The organism is Kitasatospora sp. NPDC056327 (assembly GCF_042261735.1).
GTDB lineage: Bacteria > Actinomycetota > Actinomycetes > Streptomycetales > Streptomycetaceae > Kitasatospora.
Genome location: NZ_JBHJRC010000028.1, coordinates 1 through 22,636, shown reverse-complemented (window position 1 = coordinate 22,636; position 22,636 = coordinate 1). Strand labels below are relative to the sequence as shown.

The 22,636-nt window shown below is 75.1% G+C and carries 18 protein-coding genes, 1 tRNA gene and 1 pseudogene; 13 read left to right on the top strand and 7 right to left on the bottom strand.

Going from position 1 to position 22,636, the window contains the following annotated elements; all coding sequences use genetic code 11:
* Positions 1-15: 15 nt before the first annotated feature.
* Positions 16-1,014 carry a tellurite resistance/C4-dicarboxylate transporter family protein gene (locus ACFCX4_RS06955; RefSeq protein WP_376139536.1) on the bottom strand — a complete coding sequence of 333 codons (999 nt, stop codon included), beginning with the start codon at positions 1,012-1,014 and terminating at the stop codon, positions 16-18.
* Between the two features lie 160 nt (positions 1,015-1,174).
* Here ACFCX4_RS06955 and ACFCX4_RS06950 point away from each other — a divergent pair, with 160 nt between their 5' ends.
* The 8 genes and pseudogenes from ACFCX4_RS06950 (at position 1,175) to ACFCX4_RS06915 (ending at position 9,679) form a co-directional block, all read left to right on the top strand.
* Positions 1,175-4,954 carry a nitrate reductase subunit alpha gene (locus ACFCX4_RS06950; RefSeq protein WP_376139534.1) on the top strand — a complete coding sequence of 1,260 codons (3,780 nt, stop codon included), beginning with the start codon at positions 1,175-1,177 and terminating at the stop codon, positions 4,952-4,954.
* Complete coding sequence (narH, locus tag ACFCX4_RS06945) at positions 4,954-6,564, top strand: nitrate reductase subunit beta (RefSeq protein ID WP_376139532.1); 1,611 nt, start codon at positions 4,954-4,956, stop codon at positions 6,562-6,564. Before ACFCX4_RS06950 ends, narH begins: the two co-directional genes overlap by 1 nt.
* A complete protein-coding gene (gene narJ, locus ACFCX4_RS06940) occupies positions 6,561-7,259 on the top strand; it encodes a nitrate reductase molybdenum cofactor assembly chaperone (RefSeq protein WP_376139530.1) in 699 nt (232 codons plus the stop codon). Before narH ends, narJ begins: the two co-directional genes overlap by 4 nt.
* A 47-nt stretch (positions 7,260-7,306) precedes the next feature.
* Positions 7,307-8,032, top strand: a complete 726-nt coding sequence (gene narI, locus ACFCX4_RS06935) for a respiratory nitrate reductase subunit gamma (RefSeq protein WP_376139528.1) — start codon at positions 7,307-7,309, stop codon at positions 8,030-8,032.
* Between the two features lie 108 nt (positions 8,033-8,140).
* Positions 8,141-8,521 (top strand): annotated as a pseudogene (locus ACFCX4_RS06930) (DUF4240 domain-containing protein); the annotation flags it as partial.
* A complete protein-coding gene (locus tag ACFCX4_RS06925; RefSeq protein WP_376139526.1) occupies positions 8,425-8,772 on the top strand; it encodes a hypothetical protein in 348 nt (115 codons plus the stop codon). The pseudogene ACFCX4_RS06930 and the gene ACFCX4_RS06925, both read left to right, overlap by 97 nt.
* Positions 8,773-8,872: 100 nt before the next feature.
* Positions 8,873-9,412 (top strand): hypothetical protein, encoded by a 540-nt coding sequence (locus ACFCX4_RS06920; protein WP_376139524.1) that lies wholly within the window; start codon positions 8,873-8,875, stop codon positions 9,410-9,412.
* Positions 9,413-9,448: 36 nt separating this feature from the next.
* A complete protein-coding gene (locus ACFCX4_RS06915; protein ID WP_376139522.1) occupies positions 9,449-9,679 on the top strand; it encodes a hypothetical protein in 231 nt (76 codons plus the stop codon).
* Between the two features lie 70 nt (positions 9,680-9,749).
* Here ACFCX4_RS06915 and ACFCX4_RS06910 read toward each other — a convergent pair whose 3' ends face one another.
* The 3 genes from ACFCX4_RS06910 to ACFCX4_RS06900 all read right to left on the bottom strand — a co-directional run bounded on the left by ACFCX4_RS06910 (position 9,750) and on the right by ACFCX4_RS06900 (position 13,580).
* Positions 9,750-10,793: a methyltransferase gene (locus ACFCX4_RS06910; RefSeq protein ID WP_376139520.1), complete on the bottom strand. Its 1,044-nt coding sequence runs from the start codon at positions 10,791-10,793 to the stop codon at positions 9,750-9,752.
* A gap of 95 nt (positions 10,794-10,888) precedes the next feature.
* A complete protein-coding gene (locus tag ACFCX4_RS06905; RefSeq protein WP_376139518.1) occupies positions 10,889-12,118 on the bottom strand; it encodes an MFS transporter in 1,230 nt (409 codons plus the stop codon).
* Positions 12,119-12,245: 127 nt separating this feature from the next.
* Positions 12,246-13,580, bottom strand: coding sequence for a serine hydrolase domain-containing protein (locus ACFCX4_RS06900; protein ID WP_376139516.1), 1,335 nt, complete (start codon positions 13,578-13,580; stop codon positions 12,246-12,248).
* Between the two features lie 296 nt (positions 13,581-13,876).
* Here ACFCX4_RS06900 and ACFCX4_RS06895 point away from each other — a divergent pair, with 296 nt between their 5' ends.
* Positions 13,877-14,335 (top strand): carboxymuconolactone decarboxylase family protein, encoded by a 459-nt coding sequence (locus tag ACFCX4_RS06895; RefSeq protein WP_376139514.1) that lies wholly within the window; start codon positions 13,877-13,879, stop codon positions 14,333-14,335.
* A gap of 77 nt (positions 14,336-14,412) precedes the next feature.
* Here the strand turns inward: ACFCX4_RS06895 and ACFCX4_RS06890 are convergent, their stop codons facing one another.
* Positions 14,413-15,921 carry an FAD-binding protein gene (locus ACFCX4_RS06890; protein WP_376139512.1) on the bottom strand — a complete coding sequence of 503 codons (1,509 nt, stop codon included), beginning with the start codon at positions 15,919-15,921 and terminating at the stop codon, positions 14,413-14,415.
* Positions 15,922-16,260: 339 nt separating this feature from the next.
* Between ACFCX4_RS06890 and ACFCX4_RS06885 the strand changes: the two genes are divergently transcribed.
* The 3 genes from ACFCX4_RS06885 (at position 16,261) to pgm (ending at position 18,548) form a co-directional block, all read left to right on the top strand.
* Positions 16,261-16,340 (top strand) — tRNA-Tyr (locus tag ACFCX4_RS06885).
* 65 nt (positions 16,341-16,405) lie between these two features.
* Positions 16,406-16,705, top strand: a complete 300-nt coding sequence (locus ACFCX4_RS06880; protein ID WP_376139510.1) for a YciI family protein — start codon at positions 16,406-16,408, stop codon at positions 16,703-16,705.
* A 190-nt stretch (positions 16,706-16,895) separates the two neighbouring features.
* On the top strand, positions 16,896-18,548 hold the full coding sequence (pgm, locus tag ACFCX4_RS06875; protein ID WP_376139508.1) for a phosphoglucomutase (alpha-D-glucose-1,6-bisphosphate-dependent): 1,653 nt from the start codon (positions 16,896-16,898) through the stop codon (positions 18,546-18,548).
* A gap of 115 nt (positions 18,549-18,663) precedes the next feature.
* On the opposite strand, the gene ACFCX4_RS06870 is transcribed toward pgm, so the two are convergent.
* Together ACFCX4_RS06870 and ACFCX4_RS06865 are read right to left on the bottom strand one after the other, a co-directional pair.
* The gene (locus ACFCX4_RS06870) at positions 18,664-20,259 is read right to left on the bottom strand and encodes an oxidoreductase (RefSeq protein WP_376139506.1); all 1,596 of its coding nucleotides are present in this window, start codon (positions 20,257-20,259) and stop codon (positions 18,664-18,666) included.
* Positions 20,260-20,370: 111 nt separating this feature from the next.
* Positions 20,371-21,882: a PASTA domain-containing protein gene (locus tag ACFCX4_RS06865; protein WP_376139504.1), complete on the bottom strand. Its 1,512-nt coding sequence runs from the start codon at positions 21,880-21,882 to the stop codon at positions 20,371-20,373.
* Between the two features lie 248 nt (positions 21,883-22,130).
* Here ACFCX4_RS06865 and ACFCX4_RS06860 point away from each other — a divergent pair.
* Positions 22,131-22,636 (top strand): hypothetical protein (locus ACFCX4_RS06860; protein ID WP_376139502.1); only part of this gene is annotated, 506 nt, incomplete at its 3' end.

The window sequence follows — 22,636 nt, the reverse complement described above, 5'->3', positions numbered from 1 at the left end:
CGCGCCGCCGGGCCGTCAGTCCTCCCGCGCCGGGACGGCCCCCGCGGGCCCGGCGGCAGTGCCGGCGGCCCGGCCGGATCCGCGCCCCACCCGGCGCAGAGCGCCGAAGGCGGTGAACAGCCACACCACCGCCGCGACCCACAGCAGGGCCCGCCCCAGCGGCTCCAGCCCGTCCACCCGGGCGGCGGCCGAGGCCGACAGCGAGGCCACCGCCGTCATGCCGAGCGGGAAGACCGTCGACCAGCGGCGCAGGTCGTAGCGCAGGCGCGGCCGGATCACCTCGGCGGTGGCCAGTACCGCGTACCAGGCGAGCGCGAGCCCGAGCAGCACCAGGGTGACCACGCGCAGCACGGTGTGCGCGCCCCCGCTCCACACCCCGGAGGCGAGCAGTTTGGAGGCGGCGAGCGCGGAGATCGACACGGCGCCGCCCGCCACCCAGTGGTCGCCGGCCCCCGCCGTCACCTGGCCGGGGTCGAAGCGCAGCAGCGCGTCCACGTAGAGCACCAGGCCCAGCACGAAGACCGGCAGGGCCGCCCAGGCGAGCCAGTCGGCGGTGTGCGGGGCGAGGGTCGCGGCGAGCACGGCCAGGCCCTGGGTGGCGACGCAGATCAGGAAGGCCGCGCCAGGCAGCCGCCGCCCGAGGTGGCGCAGGACGGCCGTGAGCAGCACCGGCCAGGCCACGGCGGCGACCGTGAGCAGGGCCACCGCCCCGCCCGTCCAGCCCAGTTGGTCGAGGCGGACGCCGAGCACCGTGGTCGCGGCCACCGCGGTCAGCGCGGGCGGGGTCTGCGACCGGGCCGTCCAGCCGCGCCGGTCGCCGACCAGCAGCGCGACGAAGGCCAGCGCGAGCAGCAGCCAGAGCAGCCCGGCGATCCAGAGGTCCGCGATCGACAGGGCGTCGAACCCGGCGAGGTGGAAGCCGATCGAGATGATGCCGGTCGCCATCACGGCCGCTCCGGTGGCCGGCGGGACGGCGTCCCACCGCGGGCCGCTGCGCTTGTGCCTGGCTGCCATGGCTCCATCGGACCGCCCGCACCCCGCTCCGGCCAGCCGGGACCGCCGGACCGGGGCGGTCGGGGGAGCGGGGTCACCCGGGAGGTCCCGTCCGGATGCGGCGGCGCGGGCGCGCGGTTTCGATGGGCACACGGTCCGGCCCGGAGACGGAGGGTGCCACGTGCGGGAACCGACGAACGGATCCGGGGCCGCGCCGCCGCCGACCGGTCCACCGCCCGGCGGCCCGGCACGGACCGCCCCGCCGCCCACCGCCCCGACGAGCGAGCCCGGCGCCGCCTTCCTCCGGGCCGGCCGCTTCTTCCGCCCCGGCACCCCCGCGCCCGACCTGCACAGCGTCCACCGCACCGGCGGCCGGGCGGCAGACGCCTTCTACCGGGACCGCTGGAGCCACGACAAGGTCGTCCACTCCACCCACGGCGTCAACTGCACCGGCTCCTGCCGCTGGAAGGTCTTCGTCAAGGACGGCATCATCACCTGGGAGACCCAGGCCACCGACTACCCCTCCGTCGGCCCCGACCGCCCCGAGTACGAGCCGCGCGGCTGCCCGCGCGGTGCCGCCTTCTCCTGGTACACCTACTCGCCCACCAGGGTCCGCTACCCGTACGTGCGCGGCGTCCTGCTGGAGCTGTACCGGGAGGCGCGCGCCCGGCTGGGGGACCCGGTGCTGGCGTGGGCGGAGATCCAGGACGACCCGCGGCGCCGCCGCGCCTACCAGCAGGCCCGCGGCAAGGGCGGCCTGGTGCGGACGAGCTGGGACGAGGCGGTGGAGATCGTCGCCGCCGCGCACGTGCACACCGTCAAGCGGCACGGGCCGGACCGGATCGCCGGCTTCTCCCCGATCCCGGCGATGTCGATCGTCTCGCACGCCGCCGGGGCGCGCTTCCACTCCCTCATCGGCGCGGCGATGCTCTCCTTCTACGACTGGTACGCGGACCTGCCGGTGGCCTCCCCGCAGGTGTTCGGCGACCAGACCGACGTCCCGGAGTCCGGGGACTGGTGGGACGCCGCCTACCTGATGATGTGGGGCTCCAACGTCCCCGTCACCCGCACCCCGGACGCCCACTGGATGGCCGAGGCCCGCTACCGGGGCCAGAAGGTGGTGGCCGTCTCCCCGGACTACGCGGACAACACCAAGTTCGCCGACGAGTGGATGCACCCCCATCCGGGCACCGACGGCGCGCTCGCCCTCGCGATGGGCCACGTGATCCTGCGGGAGTTCTTCGTCGACCGGACCACCCCGTTCTTCGACGACTACGTCCGCCGCTTCACCGACCTGCCGTTCCTGGTCACCCTGACCGAGCGGGACGGCGGGTACGTCCCCGCGAAGTTCCTCCGCGCGGCCGACCTCGGCGACACCGGCGAGGGCGCCGAGTGGAAGCTCGCCGTCCTCGACGAGGCGACCGGCCGCCCCGCCGTGCCCAACGGCTCGCTCGGCTTCCGCTGGACCGGCTCCGGCGAGGGACGCTGGAACCTCGACCTCCAGGGCCTGCGCCCCCGCCTCACCCTGCACGGCGACCCGGCCGCCACGCCCGTCGGGGTGCTGCTCCCGCGCTTCGACACCGACGGCGGCGAGCACGGCCAGGGGCGCGGCGAGACCGTCCACCGGGGCGTGCCCGCCCTGCGCCTCGACGGGACCGGCCCGCTGGTGACCACCGTCTTCGACCTCCTGCTCGCCCAGTACGGGGTGGGCCGCGCCGGTCTGCCGGGCCGCTGGCCGGACTCCTACGAGGACGCGGAGACCCCCGGCACGCCCGCCTGGCAGGAGCGCCACACCTCGGTGCCGGCCGCCCAGGCCGTCCGGGTGGCCCGGGAGTTCGCGCGCACCGCGGAGGAGTCCGGGGGCCGCTGCATGATCCTCATGGGCGCCGGCACCAACCACTGGTTCCACTCTGAGACGATCTACCGCACCTTCCTCGCCCTGCTCGCCCTCACCGGCTGCCAGGGCCGCAACGGCGGCGGCTGGGCGCACTACGTCGGCCAGGAGAAGTGCCGGCCGGTCACCGGCTGGGCGACCCTGGCCGGCGCCGGCGACTGGTCCCGCCCGCCCCGGCAGGCGATCGGCACCGGCTGGTTCTACCTGCACACCGACCAGTGGCGCTACGACACCTACCCCGCCGACGTCCTCGCCTCCCCGCTGGGCACCGGCCGCTTCCGGGGCCTGGCCACCGTCGACCTGCTGGCGCGCTCCGCCCGCCTCGGCTGGATGCCCTCCTACCCGACCTTCGACCGCAACCCGCTCGACCTCGCCGACGAGGCCCGCGCCCTGGGCGTCGACCCGAAGGACCACGTCGTCGCGGAACTGCGCGCCGGGCGGCTGGGGTTCGCCTGCGAGGACCCGGACGCCCCCGCCAACTGGCCCCGGGTGATGACCCTCTGGCGGGCCAACCTGCTCGGCTCCTCCGCCAAGGGCGCCGAGTACTTCACCAGGCACCTGTTGGGCACCCACTCCTCGCTGCGCGCCCGGGAGGCGGGCGAGGACACCCGCCCGCGCGACGTCCGCTGGCACCCCGAGGCCCCCGAGGGCAAGCTCGACCTGCTGCTCTCGCTGGACTTCCGGATGACCTCCTCCACCCTGCTGTCCGACGTCGTGCTGCCCGCCGCCACCTGGTACGAGAAGCACGACCTGTCCTCCACCGACATGCACCCCTACGTGCACTCCTTCGCCCCCGCCGTCGACCCGCCCTGGCAGGCCCGCTCCGACTTCGACGCCTTCCACGCGATCGCCGCGCGGTTCAGCGAACTGGCCCGCGACCACCTCGGCACCCGCCACGACCTGGTCGCCACCCCGTTCCAGCACGACACCCCCGGCGAGACCGCGCAGCCCGGCGGCACCGACCTGGACTGGCGGGCCGGCGAGTGCGAGCCCGTCCCCGGCGCCACCATGCCCGGCCTCACCGTCGTCGAGCGCGACTACACCGCGGTGGCGGCGAAGATGGCGGCGCTCGGCCCGCTCGTCGAACGGCTCGGCCTGCCCGCCAAGGGCGTGGTGCTGCACCCGGACGAGGAGGTCGAGCGGCTCCGGGCCAGGAACGGCGTGGTCCGCGGCGGCCCGGCCGACGGGCGCCCCGCCCTGGACACCGCCGTCAAGGCCGCCGACACCGTGCTCGCGCTCTCCGGCACCACCAACGGCCGGCTCGCGACCCAGGGCTTCCGCACCCTGGAACGCCGCACCGGACGGGAGCTGGCGCACCTGGCCGCCGAGCACGAGGGCCGCCGGATCTCCTACGCCGACACCCAGGCCGCCCCCGCCCCGGTCATCACCTCGCCCGAGTGGTCCGGCAGCGAGTCCGGCGGGCGCCGCTACAGCCCCTTCACCCTCAACACCGAGCACCTCAAGCCCTGGCACACGCTCAGCGGCCGTCAGCACTTCTTCGTCGACCACGACTGGATGCACGAACTGGGCGAGGCGCTGCCCGTCTACCGGCCGCCGCTCGACATCCGCCGGCTCTTCGGCGAGCCCGCCCTCGGCCCGGACGGCCGACGGGAGGTGACGGTCCGCTACCTCACCCCGCACAACAAGTGGTCCATCCACTCCGAGTACCAGGACAACCTGTTCATGCTCGCGCTCTCCCGCGGCGGGCAGGTGATCTGGATGTCGACCGAGGACGCCGCCGCCATCGGCGCCGCCGACAACGACTGGATCGAGGCCGTCAACCGCAACGGCGTCGTGGTCGCCCGCGCCGTCGTCTCGCACCGGATGCCGCCCGGCACCGTCTACATGCACCACGCGCAGGAGCGCACCGTCAACGTCCCCCGCGCCGAGACCGGCGGGCGGCGCGGCGGCATCCACAACTCGCTGACCAGGGTGCTGCTCAAGCCCACCCACCTGATCGGCGGCTACGCCCAGTTCTCCTGGGCCTTCAACTACCTCGGCCCGACCGGGAACCAGCGCGACGAGGTGACGGTGATCCGCCGCCGCGGCCAGGAGGTGCGGTACTGATGCGTGTGATGGCCCAGCTCGCCATGGTGATGAACCTCGACAAGTGCATCGGGTGCCACACCTGTTCGGTCACCTGCAAACAGACCTGGACCAACCGGCAGGGCACCGAGTACGTCTGGTTCAACAACGTCGAGACCCGCCCCGGGCTCGGCTACCCGCGCCGCTACGAGGACCAGGAGAAGTGGCGCGGCGGCTGGCGGCTCGACCGGCGGCGACGGCTCCGGCTCCGCCAGGGCGGACGGGCGTTCAAACTCGCCTCGATCTTCGCCAACCCGGTCATGCCGACCCTCCGGGACTACTACGAGCCCTGGACGTACGACTACCGCGCGCTCACCGACGCCCCGCTCGGCGAGGACTACCCCGTCGCCCGGCCGCACTCGCTGATCACCGGACGCCCGATGGCCGTCGAGTGGTCGCCGAACTGGGACGACGACCTCGGCGGTGCCCCCGAGCACGCGCCGGCCGACCCCAACGTCGAGCGGATGCGCGAGGAGGTGGGCCGGCGGATCCGCTTCCAGTACGAGCAGAGCTTCATGTTCTACCTGCCCCGGATCTGCGAGCACTGCCTCAACCCGGCCTGCGTCGCCGCCTGCCCCTCCGGCGCCATCTACAAGCGGACCGAGGACGGCATCGTCCTCGTCGACCAGGACGGCTGCCGGGGCTGGCGCCAGTGCGTCACCGGCTGCCCGTACAAGAAGATCTACTTCAACCACCGCACCGGCAAGGCCGAGAAGTGCACCTTCTGCTACCCGCGCACCGAGGTCGGCCTGCCCACCGTCTGCTCGGAGACCTGCGTCGGCCGGCTGCGCTACCTCGGCGTGCTGCTCTACGACGCCGACCTGGTCACCGCCGCCGCCTCCGTCGAGGACGAGCACGACCTCTACGAGGCTCAACTGGGCGTCCTCCTCGACCCGGAGGACCCCGAGGTGCGGCGGGCCGCCGAGCGCGACGGCGTCCCGCACGACTGGATCGAGGCCGCCCGGCGCTCACCCGTGCGGGCGCTCGTCAGCACCTACCGGGTCGCGCTGCCGCTCCACCCCGAGTACCGCACCCTGCCGATGGTCTGGTACATCCCGCCGCTCTCCCCGGTCGTCGAGGAGGTCGCGGCGAGCGGCCACGACGGCGAGGACGCCGGAAACCTCTTCGGCGCGATCGACGCCCTGCGGATCCCCGTCGAGTACCTCGCCGAACTCTTCACCGCCGGCGACCCCCGGCCGGTGCGCGACGCCCTCGACCGGCTCGCCGCGATGCGCGCCCACATGCGCGCGGTCAACCTCGGGCAGGCGCCCGATCCGGCGGTGGCGGAGTCGGTCGGCCTGGACGCCGACCGGATCGAGGACCTGTTCCGGCTGCTCGCCATCGCCAAGTACGAGGACCGGTACGTCATCCCGACCGCCGCCCGGGCCGACGCCGAACGCCTGGAGGAGTCCGCGGTGCCCACCGGCTGCAGCCTGGACCACGGTCTGGAACAGGGGGACGGGGAGCCCGGGGACGCCGACGGTCCGTTCGGCGCCGGCTCCGGACGGCGGTCGCTGCCGCTGGTCACCGTCGAGAGCTTCCACGCGATGCGCCGCCGCCAGACCGCCGACCGAGAGGAGCCACCGCGGTGACCGCCGCCCAGACCGCTCCCGCGAGCCGGGCGGAGGGTGAGCGCGCCCTGGTGCGCCGGGCCGCCGCCGAATGCCTCTGCTACCCCGACAGCCACCCGTCCGGGCCCGGCACGGCGCACGGCCCCGGCACGGCGCAGGGCCCCGGGCCGCTGCGCGGCCTCACCGCGCTGCTCGGGCCGGTCCGGCACGCCGCCGCCGCACCGCTGCGCACCTTCCTCGATTGGGCCGACGGGCGCCCCGCCGGCGAACTGGCCCGCCACTACGTCGAGGTCTTCGACTTCCGGCAGCGCCACAGCCTCCACCTCAGCTGGTGGACCGACGGCGACACCCGCCGGCGCGGCGAGGCCCTGCTGCGCTTCAAGACCGCCTACCGCGCGCACGGCCTGGAGTTCACCGGTGAGGACCTGCCCGACTTCCTGCCCGCCGTCCTGGAGTTCACCGCCACCACCGGCGACGACTCGCTACTGCGGGGGCACCGGCCCGCCCTGGAACTGCTGCGGCTCGCGCTGACGGAGCACGGCACCCCGTACGCGGACGTGCTCGCCGCGGTCTGCGCCACCCTGCCGGGCCCGTCGCCCGGGGACCGCGCCGCCGCGCTGGCCCTCGCCCGCGGCGGCCCGCCGAGCGAACAGGTCGGCCTGGACACCCCGCCGTACGGACACCTGGGCCTGCTGCCCGTGGTGTCCACGACCTGACCGCCCACCCCCTGAGACCGCCCACTCCCTGCGACCGGAGACCGCCGATGGACACCTTCCTCTGGGGCGCGCTGCCGTACGTCGCGTTCGCGCTGCTGGTCTCCGGCCTCGTCTGGCGCTACCGCTACGACAGGTTCGGCTGGACCACCCGCTCCTCCGAGCTCTACGAGTCCCGGCTGCTGAACATCGCCTCGCCCGTGTTCCACTACGGCATCCTCTTCGTGCTGGCCGGCCACCTCATGGGCCTGTTCGTGCCCGCCTCCTGGACCGACGCGGTCGGCCTCGACGAGCACGCCTACCACCTGCTCTCGCTGTTCGCCGGCTGCGCGGCGGGCCTCCTGGCACTCGCCGGGATCCTGGTGCTGCTCTACCGGCGCCGCCGCACCCCGGCCGTGTTCCGCGCCACCACCCGGAACGACAAACTGATGTACGTGGTGCTGCTGGCGGCGATCGTGCTCGGCCTGGTCGCCAAGCTGATGCACTCCTCGCTCGACTCCGGGTACGACTACCGCTCCACCATCGCGCCCTGGGCCCGCAGCCTGTTCACCCTGAGCCCGGACGTGAGCCGGATGGCGGACGTGCCGGTCGCCTTCAAGGCGCACGCGGTGGTCGGCCTGGTGCTGTTCGCGCTGCTGCCGTTCACCCGGCTGGTGCACATGTTCAGCGCCCCCGTGCAGTACCTCTTCCGCCCCTACATCGTCTACCGCAGCCGCGACCCCCACCAGCCCGCCGGTGCCCCGCCCCGCCGCGGCTGGGAGGGGATCGAGGACTGAGGGCCTCCTGTCGGTGGTCCGTGACAGGATCCGTTCCGATCGCACCCGAGCACGGAACGGACGGCACCACCATGAGCACCACCGACGCGGCGCCGGCGGCTCACCGGGGCACTCGTCGCCGGCGGGGCCGGTGAGATCACCGGCTTCGCCGAACGCCTCACCGAAGCCCCGTACCGCCTCGACCGCGCCGAGTACGGGACCCGGTCGGCCGCGGACCCGGACGACCCCGGCGACCTGCCGCGGCCGCTGAGCGACGACGGCTTCCTCTACGCCCGCGCCGCCGTGGTCGCCGCCGGCCGCGCCGCGTACGAGCGGGTGCTCGCCGACCCGGCGCGGTTCGCCGCGCACCCCTTCCGCAGCGGGGAGCGGCTGCTGTGCGCCGAGGAGGACGCGTGGGAGGCGCTGACGGGGGAGGAGCGGGAGCACGTCACCCGCTACGACTACGAGTCCTGTTCGAACCGGGAGGGCCGGCCGGACCTCGGCCGCTGACCACCGGGCGCGCCGACCATCGGGCGCTCACCGTTCCGCTCGCCGGCGGGAACGGCCTGCGCGCGCACGCCGGCGCCGGGCCGCTCTCCGCCCCGGCGCTCACCCTGCTCGTCCCGGACGCGACCGGCCCCCGGGTCGGCGTGCGCCGGCACGGCGACGCCGTCACCTACCGGCACCGCTCCGGCCGGGTCCTCGCCACCTCCGCGGACGGCACCACCCTGCTCGCGAACCTCCGCACGACCACCCGCTGAGCAGTCCTCCGCTGCCCGGAAACACCGGACGCGCACGCTCAGTTGGTCTACGCTTCGAATATGCCACGCTACCCACTGTGGCAGGTTGAGGAGGACTGCCATGTCATCGCCCTGTGACCCCTCGTACGCTCCCGCCGGCGACGTGAGCACGGCCGTCATGGTGATGGACTCGCGGCTGAAGGCCATCTACGACGGGAAGAGCCGCACCGACCCGGAGCAGAGGCGGATGGCCGACCAGTTCGCCGCCTCGATGGGTCGGGCGGAGGCCGACGCGCTGCTCGACGGGGTGTGCACGCTCATCTACATGTACATGGACTGGCTGCGCACGGTCTGCGAGCGGCACGACAAGGACGTCATCGACCACGTGGTGCCCACCCTCGTCACCACCATGCGGATGATGCCCAACACCTTCCGGCCCGAGGTGATCCCCACCATGGCCGGTCTGCTCATCGCCGCCGGTACCGGTCTGAGTCCCAACCTGTGGCGTGCGCAGTACGGCGACTGGACCCGCGCCGAGATGAACCCCCTGGAGGCGACCTCGGTCCTGCTCGCCGAGCACATCAACCGCATGGCCGGTGACGACGAGGAGTTCGCCACCCGTCTGATCACCGACGCGCTGGCCCTCACCGACGAGGACTGACGTCCGGTCGGCCGTTCGGTTCAGCACCGCCGGCCGATGGCTCTCCATTGGGATGAATCCGTCGCACAGCTCCCCCGGTTCGTTGACGATCGCCAGGGCCAGTACTGGAGCGTCTCGGGCCAGGCCGTCGTCCTCACCTTCGCGCCGGGCTACTGCCTCGCGAACGAGTGGGGGACCCCGAACGTCTCGACGAAGCCGTGCGACGTCAACGACCGCGGCCAGCACTGGGTGCTCTTCGGCGACCAGATCAGCCTCGCGCTCGCCTGACGGACCGTGACTGTGCCCGGGACCGTCCCGACGGTCCCGGGCACGGTCGTGCGCGGACGGCTCAGGCCGCTCAGGCCGCGACGGCCTCCACCACCGAGAGGACCGTCGCGGTGGGGAGCACCCTGGAGAGCCGCAGGCCGGCCCGGGCGAAGAGCTCCGCGAAGTCGGCCTCGGTGCGCTCGCGGCCGGTGAGCGAGGCCATCATCATGAGGTCCAGCGTCTTCGACTGGTGCGGGGTGTTGCCCGGGGGGACCACGGCGTCCAGCACCAGGACCCGCCCGCCCGACCGCAGTGCGCGGCGACAGTGGCCGAGCAGGGTGACGCAGTCCTCGTCGGGCCAGTCGTGGGTGATCCGCTTGAGCAGGTGGACGTCCCCGGCCGGTACGGAGGAGAAGAAGTCGCCCTCCCGCTCCGTCCAGCGGCCCGCGATCCGTTCGTCCGCGCCCAGCCGGTTCCCGGCGAGGACGTGGGAGCGGTCGTACAGGACGCCCTCCAGGCCGGGGTTGCGCAGCAGCACCTCCCGCAGCAGTCCGCCGTGACCGCCGCCGATGTCCACGACCGTACCGCTGGGCGGGAGTTCGCAGGCGGCGGCGATGGGGGCGTTCTCGCCGTCGGACATCGCCGCCATGCCGACGTGGAAGACGGCGGCGGTCCGCTCGTCCTTGGCGAAGTGGTCGAAGAACGGCATCCCGAACAGCCCGTCGAAGGCGGCGGTGCCCTCGGTGAGGCAGTGCGTCAGCTCTCCGGCCGGCCGCCACATGGTGGGGTCGGTGAGCATCCGGACCGCCTCCCGCGCGGAGCAGGGGACGTCGCTCCGGAGCGCCTGCCCGGCCGCCGTCAGCGTGAACCGGCCCAGCTCGTCCTCGGCCACGACGCCCCGGGTGGCGAGCAGCCGGAGTACCCGGTACAGGTTGCGGGCGTCCGTCCCGGTCGCGGCGGCCAGTTCGGCGGGCGAGGCGGGCCCGGCCGCGAGGTGGTCGGCCACTCCGACGTCGGCGGCGGCCCGGAGGGCGGCCGGGAAGAGGAAGCCGAGGGCTTCGTCGACGAGGAAGGCGGCGGAGCGTCGCAGGTCCGCCTCCGGGGCGTCGGCGGTCGGGTCCTCGTTCTGCAGCATGCGGTGCTCCTCCTGGTCGTGCCCGTACGGTCCGCCCGGAGGCTGCCCGTGGCCGTGCGCCGCCAAGCCCGGCGGCGCAAAAGTATGACAGTCCCTCAGGTCCGCGACCGGGTACGGACGATGGCGAAGTCGACCGCGACGGCGAGGGTCGCGAGGGCGGCCGTGAGGCCACCGAGCGTCATGACCGCGGACGGCGAGGTGCGGTCCACGACGCTTCCGCCGACGAGCGCGCCCAGCGAGACGGTGGCCTGGAAGGAGGCGGTGAACAGCACCGAGGCCGCCTCGGGCTCACCGGGGGCCGCCCGGGCGAACCAGGTGCTGGACGCGACGGGAACCGCCCCGTAGGCGACGCCCCAGACGATCAGCAGTGCCGCCGCCCCGGCCGTCGAGCCGCCCAGCACCGGCAGCAGCAGGGTGGCGCAGCCGAGCAGCGCGGCCGCGCCGCCGAGGCCGGTCCGGGGGTGCCGGGCGGCCAGGGCGCCGCCCAGGAAGTTGCCCGCGATCCCGGCGGCGCCGTAGACCAGCAGGAGGACGGTGACCAGCCCGGCCCCGGCGCCGGTGACCTGCTGGAGGAACGGCGTCACATAGGTGTACGCACCGAAGTGGGCCAGGACGACGAGGAAGGTCAGCAGCAGCGCGGAGCGGGTGCGCGCGGTGCGGAGCAGACCGCCGAGCACGCCCGGCCGGGTGGCGCCGCCCGGCGGCAGCGGCGGCATGACGGCGAGCATCAGCACGAGCACCCCGAGGGTGAGGGCGGCCATGACGGCGAACGCCGCCCGCCAGCCCGCGGCCTCGCCGACGAACGTGCCGGCCGGGACCCCGAGCACGGAACCGAGCGGGACCGCCGAGAAGATCACCGAGACGGCGCGGCCCGCCTTCCGGGCCGGTACCAGGCGGCCGGCGAGCCCGGCCCCGATGGACCAGAACCCGCCGATGGTGACGCCGACGAGGACGCGCGACACCAGGACCAGCCAGTAGTCCGGCGCCACGGCGGCCAGGCCGTTGGCCACCGCCAGCAGGAGCAGGAGCGCGCACAGCACCGACCGGCGGTCGACGCGCGCGGTGGCGGTGGTGACCAGGGGAGCCGCGAGCGCGGCGAGGAACCCCGGCATGGTCATCATCAGCCCCGCCATCCCGTCGGAGACGGTGAAGTCGGCCCCGATCGCGGTGAGCAGGCCGATCGGCAGGATCTCGGTCGTGACGATCGAGAAGATCCCCAGCATGACCGACAGCACGGCCAGCCACTGGACCGTGGCCGATCGGGCCGGGGCGCCGGTTCCGTCGGTTCCCTCGGGGCGTGCGGGGGCGGTGGTGGTCGCGGTCATGGAGTCCGTCCGGTGAGCGGGTCTGCGGTGCCGGACCAGTCCAGCCGGTCGCGCCGGTGCGGGGCTGGCGGCTTCGCGACATCACCGTTCGGGGGCGCCCGTCCGCCCCCGGCGGGAGGGGCCGGGCTCAGTGGCCGGCCGGGGAGGTGCCGATCCGCAGGTCCGGGCCGGTGAGGGGGAGGTTCACCGGGATCCCGGCCGGTCCCGCGACGGGGCCGGCCAGGGCGCCCGCGGGTGTCGCCGGGTCGCACAGCGTCTTGACGACCAGCGACCCGATCGCCGGTCCGCTCGCGGAGTCGTCCTTGCCCACGAACGGGTTGTGGGACAGCGCGAACTGCCGCCGCCCGTCGCGGCTGCCGAGCAGCAGGGTGGACCAGCCGGGGAGGCCGCCGTCGTGGCCCCAGGCGGCCTCGCAGCCCGGGCCCAGATCGATCCGGACCACGCCGAGCCCGTACCCCGAGCCCTCGGCGCCGGTCGGCACGGTGTCCGTCAGCGCGGCCATCTCGGCGGGGCGGAGCAGCTTTCCGCCGAAGAGCGCGGCGTGGAAGCGGTTGAGGTCCGCGGTGGTGGAGATGCCGTTCCCGGCCGCGTCCACCACGCTCGGGTTGAGCCGGGTGATGTCGGCCGGCCCGGCCGGCATGTCGCCGTACGCGTGGGCGTGCGGGCCGCCGAGGCCGGTCTCGGAGCCGGGGAACGCGGTGTCGTCCAGGTTCAGGGGCCGGATGATCCGGCGTTCGGCCTCGCGCTGCCAGGTGCGGCCGGTGACCTTGTTGATGATCATCCCGGCGAGGACGTAGTTGGTGTTGGAGTACTTCCAGCCCTGGCCCGGGGCGAAGTAGGGCGGGTGCTCGGCGGAGACGGCGGCCAACTGCTCCGGGCGGTAGTTCCGGAAGCGCCACCGCCCGTAGGCGTAGTCCTCCAGCTCGGCCTGGTTCTTGACGAGGAACCGCTCGTCCTCGGTGAAGTTGAACAGGCCGCTGGTGTGGTTCAGCAGCTGCCGGACCGTGATCGCGGAGCCGTTCGGGACGACGCCCGGCAGATGCCGTTCGACCGGGTCGTCCAGACGGAGCCGGCCCTCGCCGACGAGCTGGAGCACCACCGTGGACACGAAGGTCTTGGTCACGCTGCCGATCCGGAACCGGCCGTCCGGCCTGGCCGGCTGCCCGGTGGCCAGGTCGGACGTGCCGGCGGCGCCCCGCCAGCGGGTGTGGCCGGGGAGGCGGATCTCCGCGAGCGCGGCGGTCGCCCCGCCGTGCTCCACGAGCTCGCGCAGCTCCAGCTGCCCGTCGACCCGGGGCCGACGTTCCCCCGCCGGCCCGGCCGCGGCCGCCTCGTCCCTGCCGGCCGCCACCGCCGCCGCCGGGGCGAGGGTGACGACGGTGGCACCGGCCAGGGTGACGGCGGCGAGCCGTGCCCCCAGCCGGCCGCGCCGGTGCCGTGCCCGAGTCCGAATGTTGGTCATGGTCTCCGCCCCTTCCGGCCCTGCGCCGGGCCGTCGTCACCACGATGACATCCGCGGCCGCCCTGCGCGTCGTCCTGCGGGGGTCGGCGGGATGCGTCCGGAGGACCGGAGCGCCCAGCCGGGCGGAGGAAGCCGGACGCGGTCAAATCATCGCCAGGGAGCTTGACTTGGCCTTCGGACGGCTTCGGTGCGATCGGGTGCGGCGGGCCCGGGGCCGGGCGGCCGTCACATTCCTCCGCCGGGTTCCGTCAGTGCGGTGGGAACACCACAGGAACCCGAACGGAAGCGAGCACCCCATGAACACCGACGCGCGGATGACCAACCCGGCGATCGTGATCCCCGAGGCGATGCCGGCGATCCTGGGCGTCATCAGGGCGGCCAGGAAGGGCGGGGTCCCGGAGAGCGTCCTCGAACTCGCCCACCTGCGGGCCAGCCAGATCAACGGCTGCAGCTACTGCGTGGTCGGCGGCATCGCGAGCGCCCGGAAGAACGGCGAGAGCGACGAGCGGCTGCACGCGGTGGCCGCCTGGCGGGAGGCGCCGTACTTCACCGGTGCCGAGCGGGCCGCGCTGGAGCTGTCCGAGTGCGTCACCCGGCTCGCGGACCGGGGCGTCGTCCCCGACGACGTTTGGAACGCGGCGGCGGCGCACTTCGACGAACGGCAGCTGGCCTCGCTGGTGCTGTGGATCGGCCTGACCAACTTCTTCAACCGGGTGAACGCCACCACCCGGCAGCCCGCCGGGGCCACCTGGTAGGTCGCGCCGGGCGGCCCCCGGCCGCGGGCCCGCCCGCCGCACCCCGGACCGGGCGGCGGGGGTGCGGCGGGCCGCCGTCAGGAGTGGATGCCCTGGCCCGGGGTGAGGATGCCGGCCGGGTCGAAGCGGTGCTTGGCCGCCACCACGCGGCCCCAGCGGGTGCCGTAGTGCCGGCGCCAGTCGGCCCGCGTCACGTCGGGGATCGCGCCGATCAGGTAGCGCTTGCCGCCCAGCTCCACGGCCCGGTCGTACAGGCGGCGGTTGCGCCGCAGCGCGGCGGCGTGGTCGGCGCCCGGGAACGGGAACGACAGCAGGTCGAAGTGGAAGCCGACCGGCTCCCGCGGCATCACGGTCATCGGGCGGGTGAACACGTCCGTGCGGAACGGGTAGAAGAGCAGCAGGCCCGCACCGAGGTCCTCCGGGGTCAGCAGCGCGACGGCCTCGCGCATGAACGTTTCGGTGGTCGAGGCGGGCAGGAACAGGCTCATCCAGGGCTTGGGCTGCGACCAGAGGCCGGCCGCCCGGAGGTACCCGGCGAAGCCGTCCACCCGGTACGCGTACTCGCGCGCCGTCTGGTCCGCGAACGTCGTCTCGGCGGCGAGGCAGCGCAGGCCGCGCACCAGCGCCGCGCGGTCGGGCACGTCGGCGCCGTCGTGGAGGACGACGCCCTCGACCTTGTACCGCCAGCCGGTGCCCGCCGCGTTGCGCTCCACGTCGCCGACCTGGAGGTCGAAGCGCCGCTCGGTCATCACCTTCTCCTGGTCCGCGAGGTAGGCGGTCAGGTCGTCGTAGAACAGGTTGACCACCAGCGCCCGCTCGCGGGCCGGGACCAGGCGCAGGGTGGCCCGGACGATGAGGCCGGCCTGCCCGCCGCCGCCCAGCACGGCCTCGAACAGCTCGCGGTTGGCGTGCGCCGAGGCGGTCACCAGCTCACCGGTGCCGGTGACCACGTCCACCGACTCGACGGTGTCCACCTGGAAGCCGTACCGCTGGACACCGCCGCCGATGCCGCCGACGCTCAGCGTGCCGCCGACCGTCAGGTGCAGGTAGTCCGTCAGGCAGGGCGGCATCCAGCCCTGGGCGAGCGCGGCGTCGGTCAGCTGCGCCCAGGTGACGCCGGCCTCGACGACGGCGCGGCCGGGGGTGACGCCGATGATGCGGTCCAGCCCGCGGGCGTCGATCGCCAGGCCGCCGCGCACCCCGGCCTGGCCGTAGCTGGAGTGGGACTCCAGCTCCGCGGCGGCGCCGGTGCCGCTCTGGCCGTTCATCGCGACCGGGATGCGGTGGCGGCGGGCGAAGCGGACCGCGGTGGCGACGTCGCGCACCGACCCGGGGTGCAGGACGGCGCGCGGGGCGGCCGTCACCAGGTGGCCGAAGTCCCCGCCGAACCGGGTCAGCGTGCCGGCGTCGGTCACGACGGTGCCGTCGAGCGGGGGCAGCGCCGCGAGGGACGACGCCCCGGCGGCTCCGGCGGGCGCGTCGGCGGGGGCCTCGACGGCCCAGGCGCGGCCGACGGTGTTCCAGCCGACGACGGCTGCCGCCGCGCCGGCGAGCACGCTGCGGCGGGGCAGGGATGACTGGCTCATGGCAGAAATCTCCGATCAATCGTCATATGAGCAGTGTTTGTATCGCAGTCGGCGCGCGCTCGCGCAACGGCCCGGTCGAGAACGGTCCGATGACGGTCCGTCGGGACGGCCGCGGTCTCCGCGATCGGCGAGTGGTCTATACCTCATGGGGAGCCCGGGGGCATGATCCGGACAGTTGCGGACAGCCGCCGTCGTGGCCCCGACCAGGGGGAACGGCCGTCCGGCGGGGTGCCGGAACGGCGCCGCGGTGACCGGAAACCCGGTTGTCCGCCCTGATGATCCAGGAGAGGGTGGAGGTGTCGGGATCAAGGAACGACAGCAGTGGGAACCGACGACCGAGGGCGAGCTGGGCCCGGGAGAGCCCAAGGGCCCGTAAAGCCCCCGCTTCGGCTGAGGTGGTTCGAATCCACCCTCGCCCACCCTCGGGAAGCCCCGGACCGCGAGCGTGGTCCGGGGCTTCGTCGTCCCCGATAGGCTCCGTCCCATGTTCGTACTGGAGCTGACCTACACCGCGCCGCTCGACCGCATCGACGCCCTGCTGCCCGCCCACGTCGGGTGGCTCGGCCGCCACTACGAGGACGGTACCTTCCTGGCCTCCGGGCGCAAGGTGCCGCGCGACGGCGGCGTGATCATCGCCGCGGGGGAGGACCGGGCGGCGGTCGAGGCGATCGTCCGGACCGACCCGTTCGCCGTCGAGGGCCTGGTCGAGTACCGGGTGACGGAGTTCCTCGCCACCACCGTCGCCCCCGCCCTGGCGGACCACCGGCAGCAGCTCCCCGCCTGAGCCCCCGGACGGCTCGTCCGAGGAGCGCTCCCGGGCCCGGCCGGTCCCCGCGGCGGCGCCGACCGGGCCCCGACGCGCTCCGGCCCCGGTTCGGCGACGGGTCGTGCACTGGCTACGATCGGTGAGCACGGGGCAAGGAAGCGCCGGGCCGCGGGCCGGCGCACGGCGAGAATTCCAGTGGGAGAAGACGATGGCACACGCACGGGCCGGACAGCCGGCGCAGCCGGGCGACCTGGTGGACGTGGCACGGCTGGTGACGGCGTACTACACGCTGCACCCGGACCCGGAGGAGCCGGGCCAGCGGGTCGCGTTCGGCACCTCGGGCCACCGGGGCTCCTCGCTGGACGCGGCGTTCAACGAGGACCACATCGCCGCCACCACCCAGGCGATCTGCGAGTACCGCGCGATCGAGGGCATCACCGGCCCGCTGTTCCTGGGCGTCGACACCCACGCGCTGTCCGAGCCGGCCCGGGCCACCGCGGTCGAGGTGCTGGCCGCCAACGGGGTGACCGTCCTGCTGGACAGTGCCGACGGCTACACGCCCACCCCCGCGGTCTCGCACGCGATCCTGACCCACAACCGGCGCAGCCCGCAGTCGCTCGCCGACGGCATCGTGGTGACCCCGTCGCACAACCCGCCCCGCGACGGCGGCTTCAAGTACAACCCGCCGAGCGGCGGCCCGGCCGGCTCCGCGGCCACCGGCTGGATCCAGGACCGCGCCAACGCCCTGATCCGCGAGGGCCTGCGCGGCGTCAAGCGGGTCCCGTACGCGCGCGCCCTGACCGCGCCGACCACCGGCCGCTACGACTACGTCACCACCTACACCGAGGACCTGCCCGCCGTCCTCGACCTGGACGCGGTCCGCGCGGCCGGCCTGCGGATCGGCGCCGACCCGCTGGGCGGCGCGTCCGTCGCCTACTGGGGCCGGATCGCCGAGACCCACCGCCTCGACCTGACCGTGGTCAACCCGGCCACCGACCCGACCTGGCGCTTCATGACGCTGGACTGGGACGGCAGGATCCGGATGGACTGCTCCTCGCCCGCCGCGATGGCCTCGCTGATCGCGCGCCGCGACGAGTACGCCATCGCCACCGGCAACGACGCCGACGCCGACCGGCACGGCATCGTCACCCCGGACGGCGGCCTGATGAACCCGAACCACTACCTCGCGGTGGCGGTCGACTACCTCTACCGCCACCGCGCCGACTGGCCCGCGGACGCGGCCGTCGGCAAGACGCTGGTCTCCTCCTCGATGCTCGACCGGGTCGCCGCCGACCTGAAGCGCGAGCTGACCGAGGTGCCGGTCGGCTTCAAGTGGTTCGTCGAGGGCCTGCTGGAGGGCTCGATCGCGTTCGGTGGCGAGGAGTCGGCCGGCGCGTCGTTCCTGCGCCGCGACGGCGGGGTCTGGACCACCGACAAGGACGGCATCCTGCTCGCCCTGCTGGCCGCCGAGATCACCGCCGTGACCGGCCGCACCCCCAGCGAGTACTACCGCGACCTCACCGACCGCTTCGGCGCCCCCGCCTACGCCCGGGTGGACGCCCCGGCGGACCGCGAGCAGAAGGCGCTGCTCTCCCGCCTGTCGGCCGAGCAGGTCACGGCCGGCGAGCTGGCCGGCGAGCCGGTCACCGCGGTGCTCACCGAGGCCCCGGGCAACGGCGCGGCGATCGGCGGCATCAAGGTGTGCACCGAGAACGCCTGGTTCGCGGCGCGGCCCTCCGGCACCGAGGACGTCTACAAGATCTACGCCGAGTCGTTCCACGGCCCGGAGCACCTGGCCCGGGTCCAGGAGGAGGCGCGCACCCTGGTCAACGGGGTGCTGGCGGGTCCGGCGGCGGGCTGACCGGACGGTCGGACGGACGGTGCGGCGCGGCCCGGTGGATCTCCCCGCCGGGCCGCGCCGCGTTCGCCGGGCCCGCACGCCGCACGGGCCTGCCGGGCTGACGCCGTGCGGCCGGTCAGCTGCGGTTCAGGGTGCGGCTGATGCCCGCCAGGACCGCGGTGGTGAGGAGCCAGCCGATGGCGGTCAGCGAGTAGCCGAACCACTGCTGCGGCCCGGTCCAGTACCAGGCGGTGCGCTGGCCGAGCCCGCCGATCGGGACCAGCAGGTCGAGGGTGTAGACGAGCGGGCTGAACGGGACGCTCTCGCCGCGCTTGATCTCGTGCGGCACGCCGTGGCGGAAGACGAGCGTGCCGAGCAGTGCGAGCCCGGCCAGCCACAGCAGAGCCTGCCAAGGGCGGTAGCCGTACCCCACGGTGACGTCCAGCAGCCGCCCCCAGACCCTGCCCGCCGGGCCCAGGGTGCGCCGGCGCCGGCGCTGCTTCTCCAGGAGCACCCGGCGGGCGTCGTCGTCGTGGCCGATCCTCCGGTACCAGGCCGCGAGTTGCTCGTACGGCTGGGGCGAGTAGCCGGGCAGCCGGGCCAGCCAGGCCAGACGGTCGGCGACGGCCTCCGGTCCGGCGGGCGGGCCCTGGAGGGAGGTGTAGGCGAAGCCGTCGAGGCGGGTGTCGGCGGGCCAGCTGTGCGCGTTGTCGTGCAGGACGGCGGTCTGCGCGTCCTGGAGGTCGACCGTGCCGTTCGGGACGGCGGCGGGGGTCAGGTGGAGGTCGCCGGTGGTCAGCCGGGTGCCGTCCAGCGCCACGGATCCGGCGGCCGGCGCGGCGGCCCCGCCGTTCAGGACGGCGCCGTCGAACGAGAGCCTGCTGCGGATCGCCGCCCCGGGGAGCCGGACCGAACCGTTGGCCGTGAAGCCGTCGGCGAGGACGAGGGTGGAGGCCGTGAGGTCGTCGCCGGTGAGCGCGTCGCCGCCCGCGTTGTCTATGCGGGCGCGCTCCATGAACAGCCCGCCGCCGAACCGGGCGCCGACCAGCCGCAGGCCGCCGCGGGCGTGGAAGCCCTTGCGGGCGAAGCAGCCGCCCTCCATCACCAGGCCGCCCGCCCACAGGGCCCAGACGCCCGGGGCGCCGGCCGGGTCGGGGGCCTCGGACTCCAGCGGTCCGGCGGCGGGTGCTCCGGCGGCGGGTGCTCCGGCGCCCCGCGGTCCGGTGCCGAGCAGCTCGGTGGCGGTGATCCGGGCCCCGCTGAGCCGGAGTTCGCCGGTGATGTGCGCCCGGGTGAGGGTCAGGCGTCCGTCGAAGACCGAGTCCTCGAAGAAGAGGTTGCCGTCGACCTTCAGCAGCCAGCCGTCGAGCCCGGGGATCCGGCAGCGGACCAGGGCGGTGGACCGCAGCGTCGCGTCCCGCAGCACCACCTGCTCCTCGAAGTGGCAGCCCTCCAGGCGCAGTTCGCCGGTCGCCGCCAGCCCGCCGAGGTCGAGGCGGCCGGTGACGCGGGCACCCGTCAGACGCAGCGCCCGCACCGGGCCGTCCCCTCCGGCGCCGAGCAGCGCGGAGGTGATCACCTCGGCGCGCACCGTCCGTCCGGGGCCCCACGCCGCGCCGCCGACCGGGTCGTCCTCACCGGGGTCGCCGCTGCGCAGGTCGACCTCCGCGCCGGTGGCGCAGGCGTCCCAGAGCCGCTGTTCCGGCCCGGTCAGGTCCTGGTACGTCGGCATCCCGCCCCCTCGGTCCGTGATCATCCGCGGAGCGCAGCCTAGCGTCCGGGGAGCGGGGCGGATCCCCGGTCCCACGAAGGCCGGTGGACCGAGGGGGCGGCGGGCGCCGGTTCAGCGGATGACCGGCCTGGCGGCGTACCAGAGGGTGAGCGGGGTCCCCGGGGCCACCGCCGCGCCCGCGGGCGGATCCGTGCGGAGGGCCTGGTTCACGGGGGCGGCGGGGTCGGGGGTGCCGGAGGACGTCACGGCGGTGAAGCCGGAGTCCCGGAGGAGCTTCTCGGCGGCGTCACGGGTGAGCCCGGCGACGGCGGGCACCGGGAACAGGCCGTCGGAGACCTGCAGCAGGACGGCACTGCCGGCCGGGACGGGAGTTCCGGCGGCCGGATCGGTGCCGAGGACCTGGAGGGCGGGCGCCTTGCCGGGGCTGACGGTCCGGGAGGTCGAGCGCAGGCCGAGCTCCTTGAGGCGCGCGACGGCGGCGGCCTGGGTGAGCCCGGTCAACGGCGGCAGGACGACCGGCTGGGGAACGGGGGAGGAGGTGCTCGGTGCGGGCGTCGGCGTCGGTGTGGGCGTGGGCGCAGGTGAGCGCGTGGGGGAGGGCGGGGGTGAGGAGGAACGGCGGGTCGACGGTGCGGGGGTGGGCCGCACCCCGCCGCCGTTCCCGTTCCCGACCCCGAACGTGCCGGTCCCGCCGGGCCGGTCGGTCGGGCCGGTTCCCGTCGCGGTTCCCGCCGCGGGGCCGGTGGGCGGGGTGGGCGCCGGGGCGGGGCCCGGCTGCGAGGCGGTGGCGCCGCCGGAGCCGGCCGGGGAGGTGCCGCCGTCGCGGCCGAGCGCGAGGGCCACGACGACCGCGACGAGCACCGCGACGACCGCCACCGCAACGGCGACCAGCAGGGGCGCGCAGCCGCCGCCGGTCCGGCCGCCGGTCCTTCCGCCCGGCGGGGGCGGGGTCCGGCCGTCGTGGGTCTCCCGGCCGCGGCTGCGCCCGCCCCGGTACCGTTCGTCCCCGCCGCTGCCGCTGCCGCTGCCGCTGCCGCTGCCGCTGCCGCCGCCGTCCCGTTCCCGGGCCCGCGTTCCGTCCCGCTCCCCGTCGTCGTCCGGGTCGCCGGCGGGCTGTCCCGGCACGTCGACCGCGAACGCCGCGCAGGCCGCCCCCTGGCGGGCCGTGATCGCGGCGACCCGCAGTGCCACCCCGAACCGCGAGTACCGCGCACCCTGCACCTGACCCGCCGCGGCGGCGCCGGGCACGCCGAACCGGGAGGCGATGTCGAGGGCGGGTCCGACGGCGTCGAACGGCACGGTGTAGCGCAGTTCGATCCGGCGCGTCGCCCCGGGGGCCAGCGTCGCCTCCAGGGCCCTGCGGTCGAAGTCCAGCCGCCCCTGGACGGGTTCGACCGGCTCGGCGCGGAAGCCGGTCGCCCGCGGGCCGGCGTTGTGGACGAGCAGGTCCAGGGTGACCGTGCCGCCGCCGGCCCCGAACCGGCGCGGCGGTTCGCACCAGGCCCGGACCCCCGCGTCCGGCCCGGCCAGGAGGTCGGTGCCGCAGTACTCGCCCGGGCAGTAGACGGCGAGCCGCTCGGCACCGTCCGTGCGGCTGCCGCAGAGTTCGCAGAAGAGCGCCATGGTCCTCCTCGGTCCCGCCGGGCCCCGGTCCGCCCCGGGACTACCCGTCCGCCCGCCCCGGGAACCGCCACCGACCGGACCGGGACCGCCCCGTGACCGGTCGACCGCAGACCCGTCACCCGGCCGCCGGAGCACCCCGCCGCCGGCACCCCGGCCGCCGGAGCGCCCCGACGCACCCCGGGCAGTCCGGCGCGGGGCGCGTCGGGGAGGACGGCCGCGACCGGTGCCGGACGACCAGGGGGACCCCGATGGACGAGGAGACGAGCCTGCGCCGCTACGGGCTCCGGCCCGCGGCGGCCGACCTGGACGCGATCCGCGCACTGCTCGGCGAGCACACGGCACGTGAACGGCACACCCAGGGTGGGGGCGACACCGGGCTGCTGAGGCTCTGCTGCGTCCAGTTGTTCAACAGCGGCGGCCCGGACGACGTCCTCCTCGTCCGGAGCGCCAAGAACGCGAGCTGCGACGCGGCCTGCGCGATCGAGGCCGAGCTGCTGCTCGGCCACGGGCCCGGCGCGACCACCGCCCACCTCGCGGCCCACCCCTCGCCGGCCGCGGCGGCTGCGCTGGAGCGGCTGCGCGGACTCGGGGCGGAGGGCGCGTTCCAGGGCTTCTCGGTGGCGGGGTTCTCGGCCGACTGCGACCGGTACTACCAGGACGAGGACGCGTGGGCCCGGCGCGTGCGAGGCCGCGCGGCTCCCCGCCGGGCGGGCGTGGGGCGCGCGAACGGGCCACGGCCCGCACCGTGCGGTGC

Coding starts and splice junctions, on each gene's coding strand:
- ACFCX4_RS06955 (WP_376139536.1), bottom strand. CDS start 1,014: ATGGCAGCCAGGCACAAGCGCAGCGGCCCGCGGTGGGACGCCGTCCCG.
- narH (WP_376139532.1), top strand. CDS start 4,954: ATGCGTGTGATGGCCCAGCTCGCCATGGTGATGAACCTCGACAAGTGC.
- narI (WP_376139528.1), top strand. CDS start 7,307: ATGGACACCTTCCTCTGGGGCGCGCTGCCGTACGTCGCGTTCGCGCTG.
- ACFCX4_RS06920 (WP_376139524.1), top strand. CDS start 8,873: ATGTCATCGCCCTGTGACCCCTCGTACGCTCCCGCCGGCGACGTGAGC.
- ACFCX4_RS06915 (WP_376139522.1), top strand. CDS start 9,449: ATGGCTCTCCATTGGGATGAATCCGTCGCACAGCTCCCCCGGTTCGTT.
- ACFCX4_RS06910 (WP_376139520.1), bottom strand. CDS start 10,793: ATGCTGCAGAACGAGGACCCGACCGCCGACGCCCCGGAGGCGGACCTG.
- ACFCX4_RS06905 (WP_376139518.1), bottom strand. CDS start 12,118: ATGACCGCGACCACCACCGCCCCCGCACGCCCCGAGGGAACCGACGGA.
- ACFCX4_RS06900 (WP_376139516.1), bottom strand. CDS start 13,580: ATGACCAACATTCGGACTCGGGCACGGCACCGGCGCGGCCGGCTGGGG.
- ACFCX4_RS06895 (WP_376139514.1), top strand. CDS start 13,877: ATGAACACCGACGCGCGGATGACCAACCCGGCGATCGTGATCCCCGAG.
- ACFCX4_RS06890 (WP_376139512.1), bottom strand. CDS start 15,921: ATGAGCCAGTCATCCCTGCCCCGCCGCAGCGTGCTCGCCGGCGCGGCG.
- ACFCX4_RS06880 (WP_376139510.1), top strand. CDS start 16,406: ATGTTCGTACTGGAGCTGACCTACACCGCGCCGCTCGACCGCATCGAC.
- pgm (WP_376139508.1), top strand. CDS start 16,896: ATGGCACACGCACGGGCCGGACAGCCGGCGCAGCCGGGCGACCTGGTG.
- ACFCX4_RS06870 (WP_376139506.1), bottom strand. CDS start 20,259: ATGCCGACGTACCAGGACCTGACCGGGCCGGAACAGCGGCTCTGGGAC.
- ACFCX4_RS06865 (WP_376139504.1), bottom strand. CDS start 21,882: ATGGCGCTCTTCTGCGAACTCTGCGGCAGCCGCACGGACGGTGCCGAG.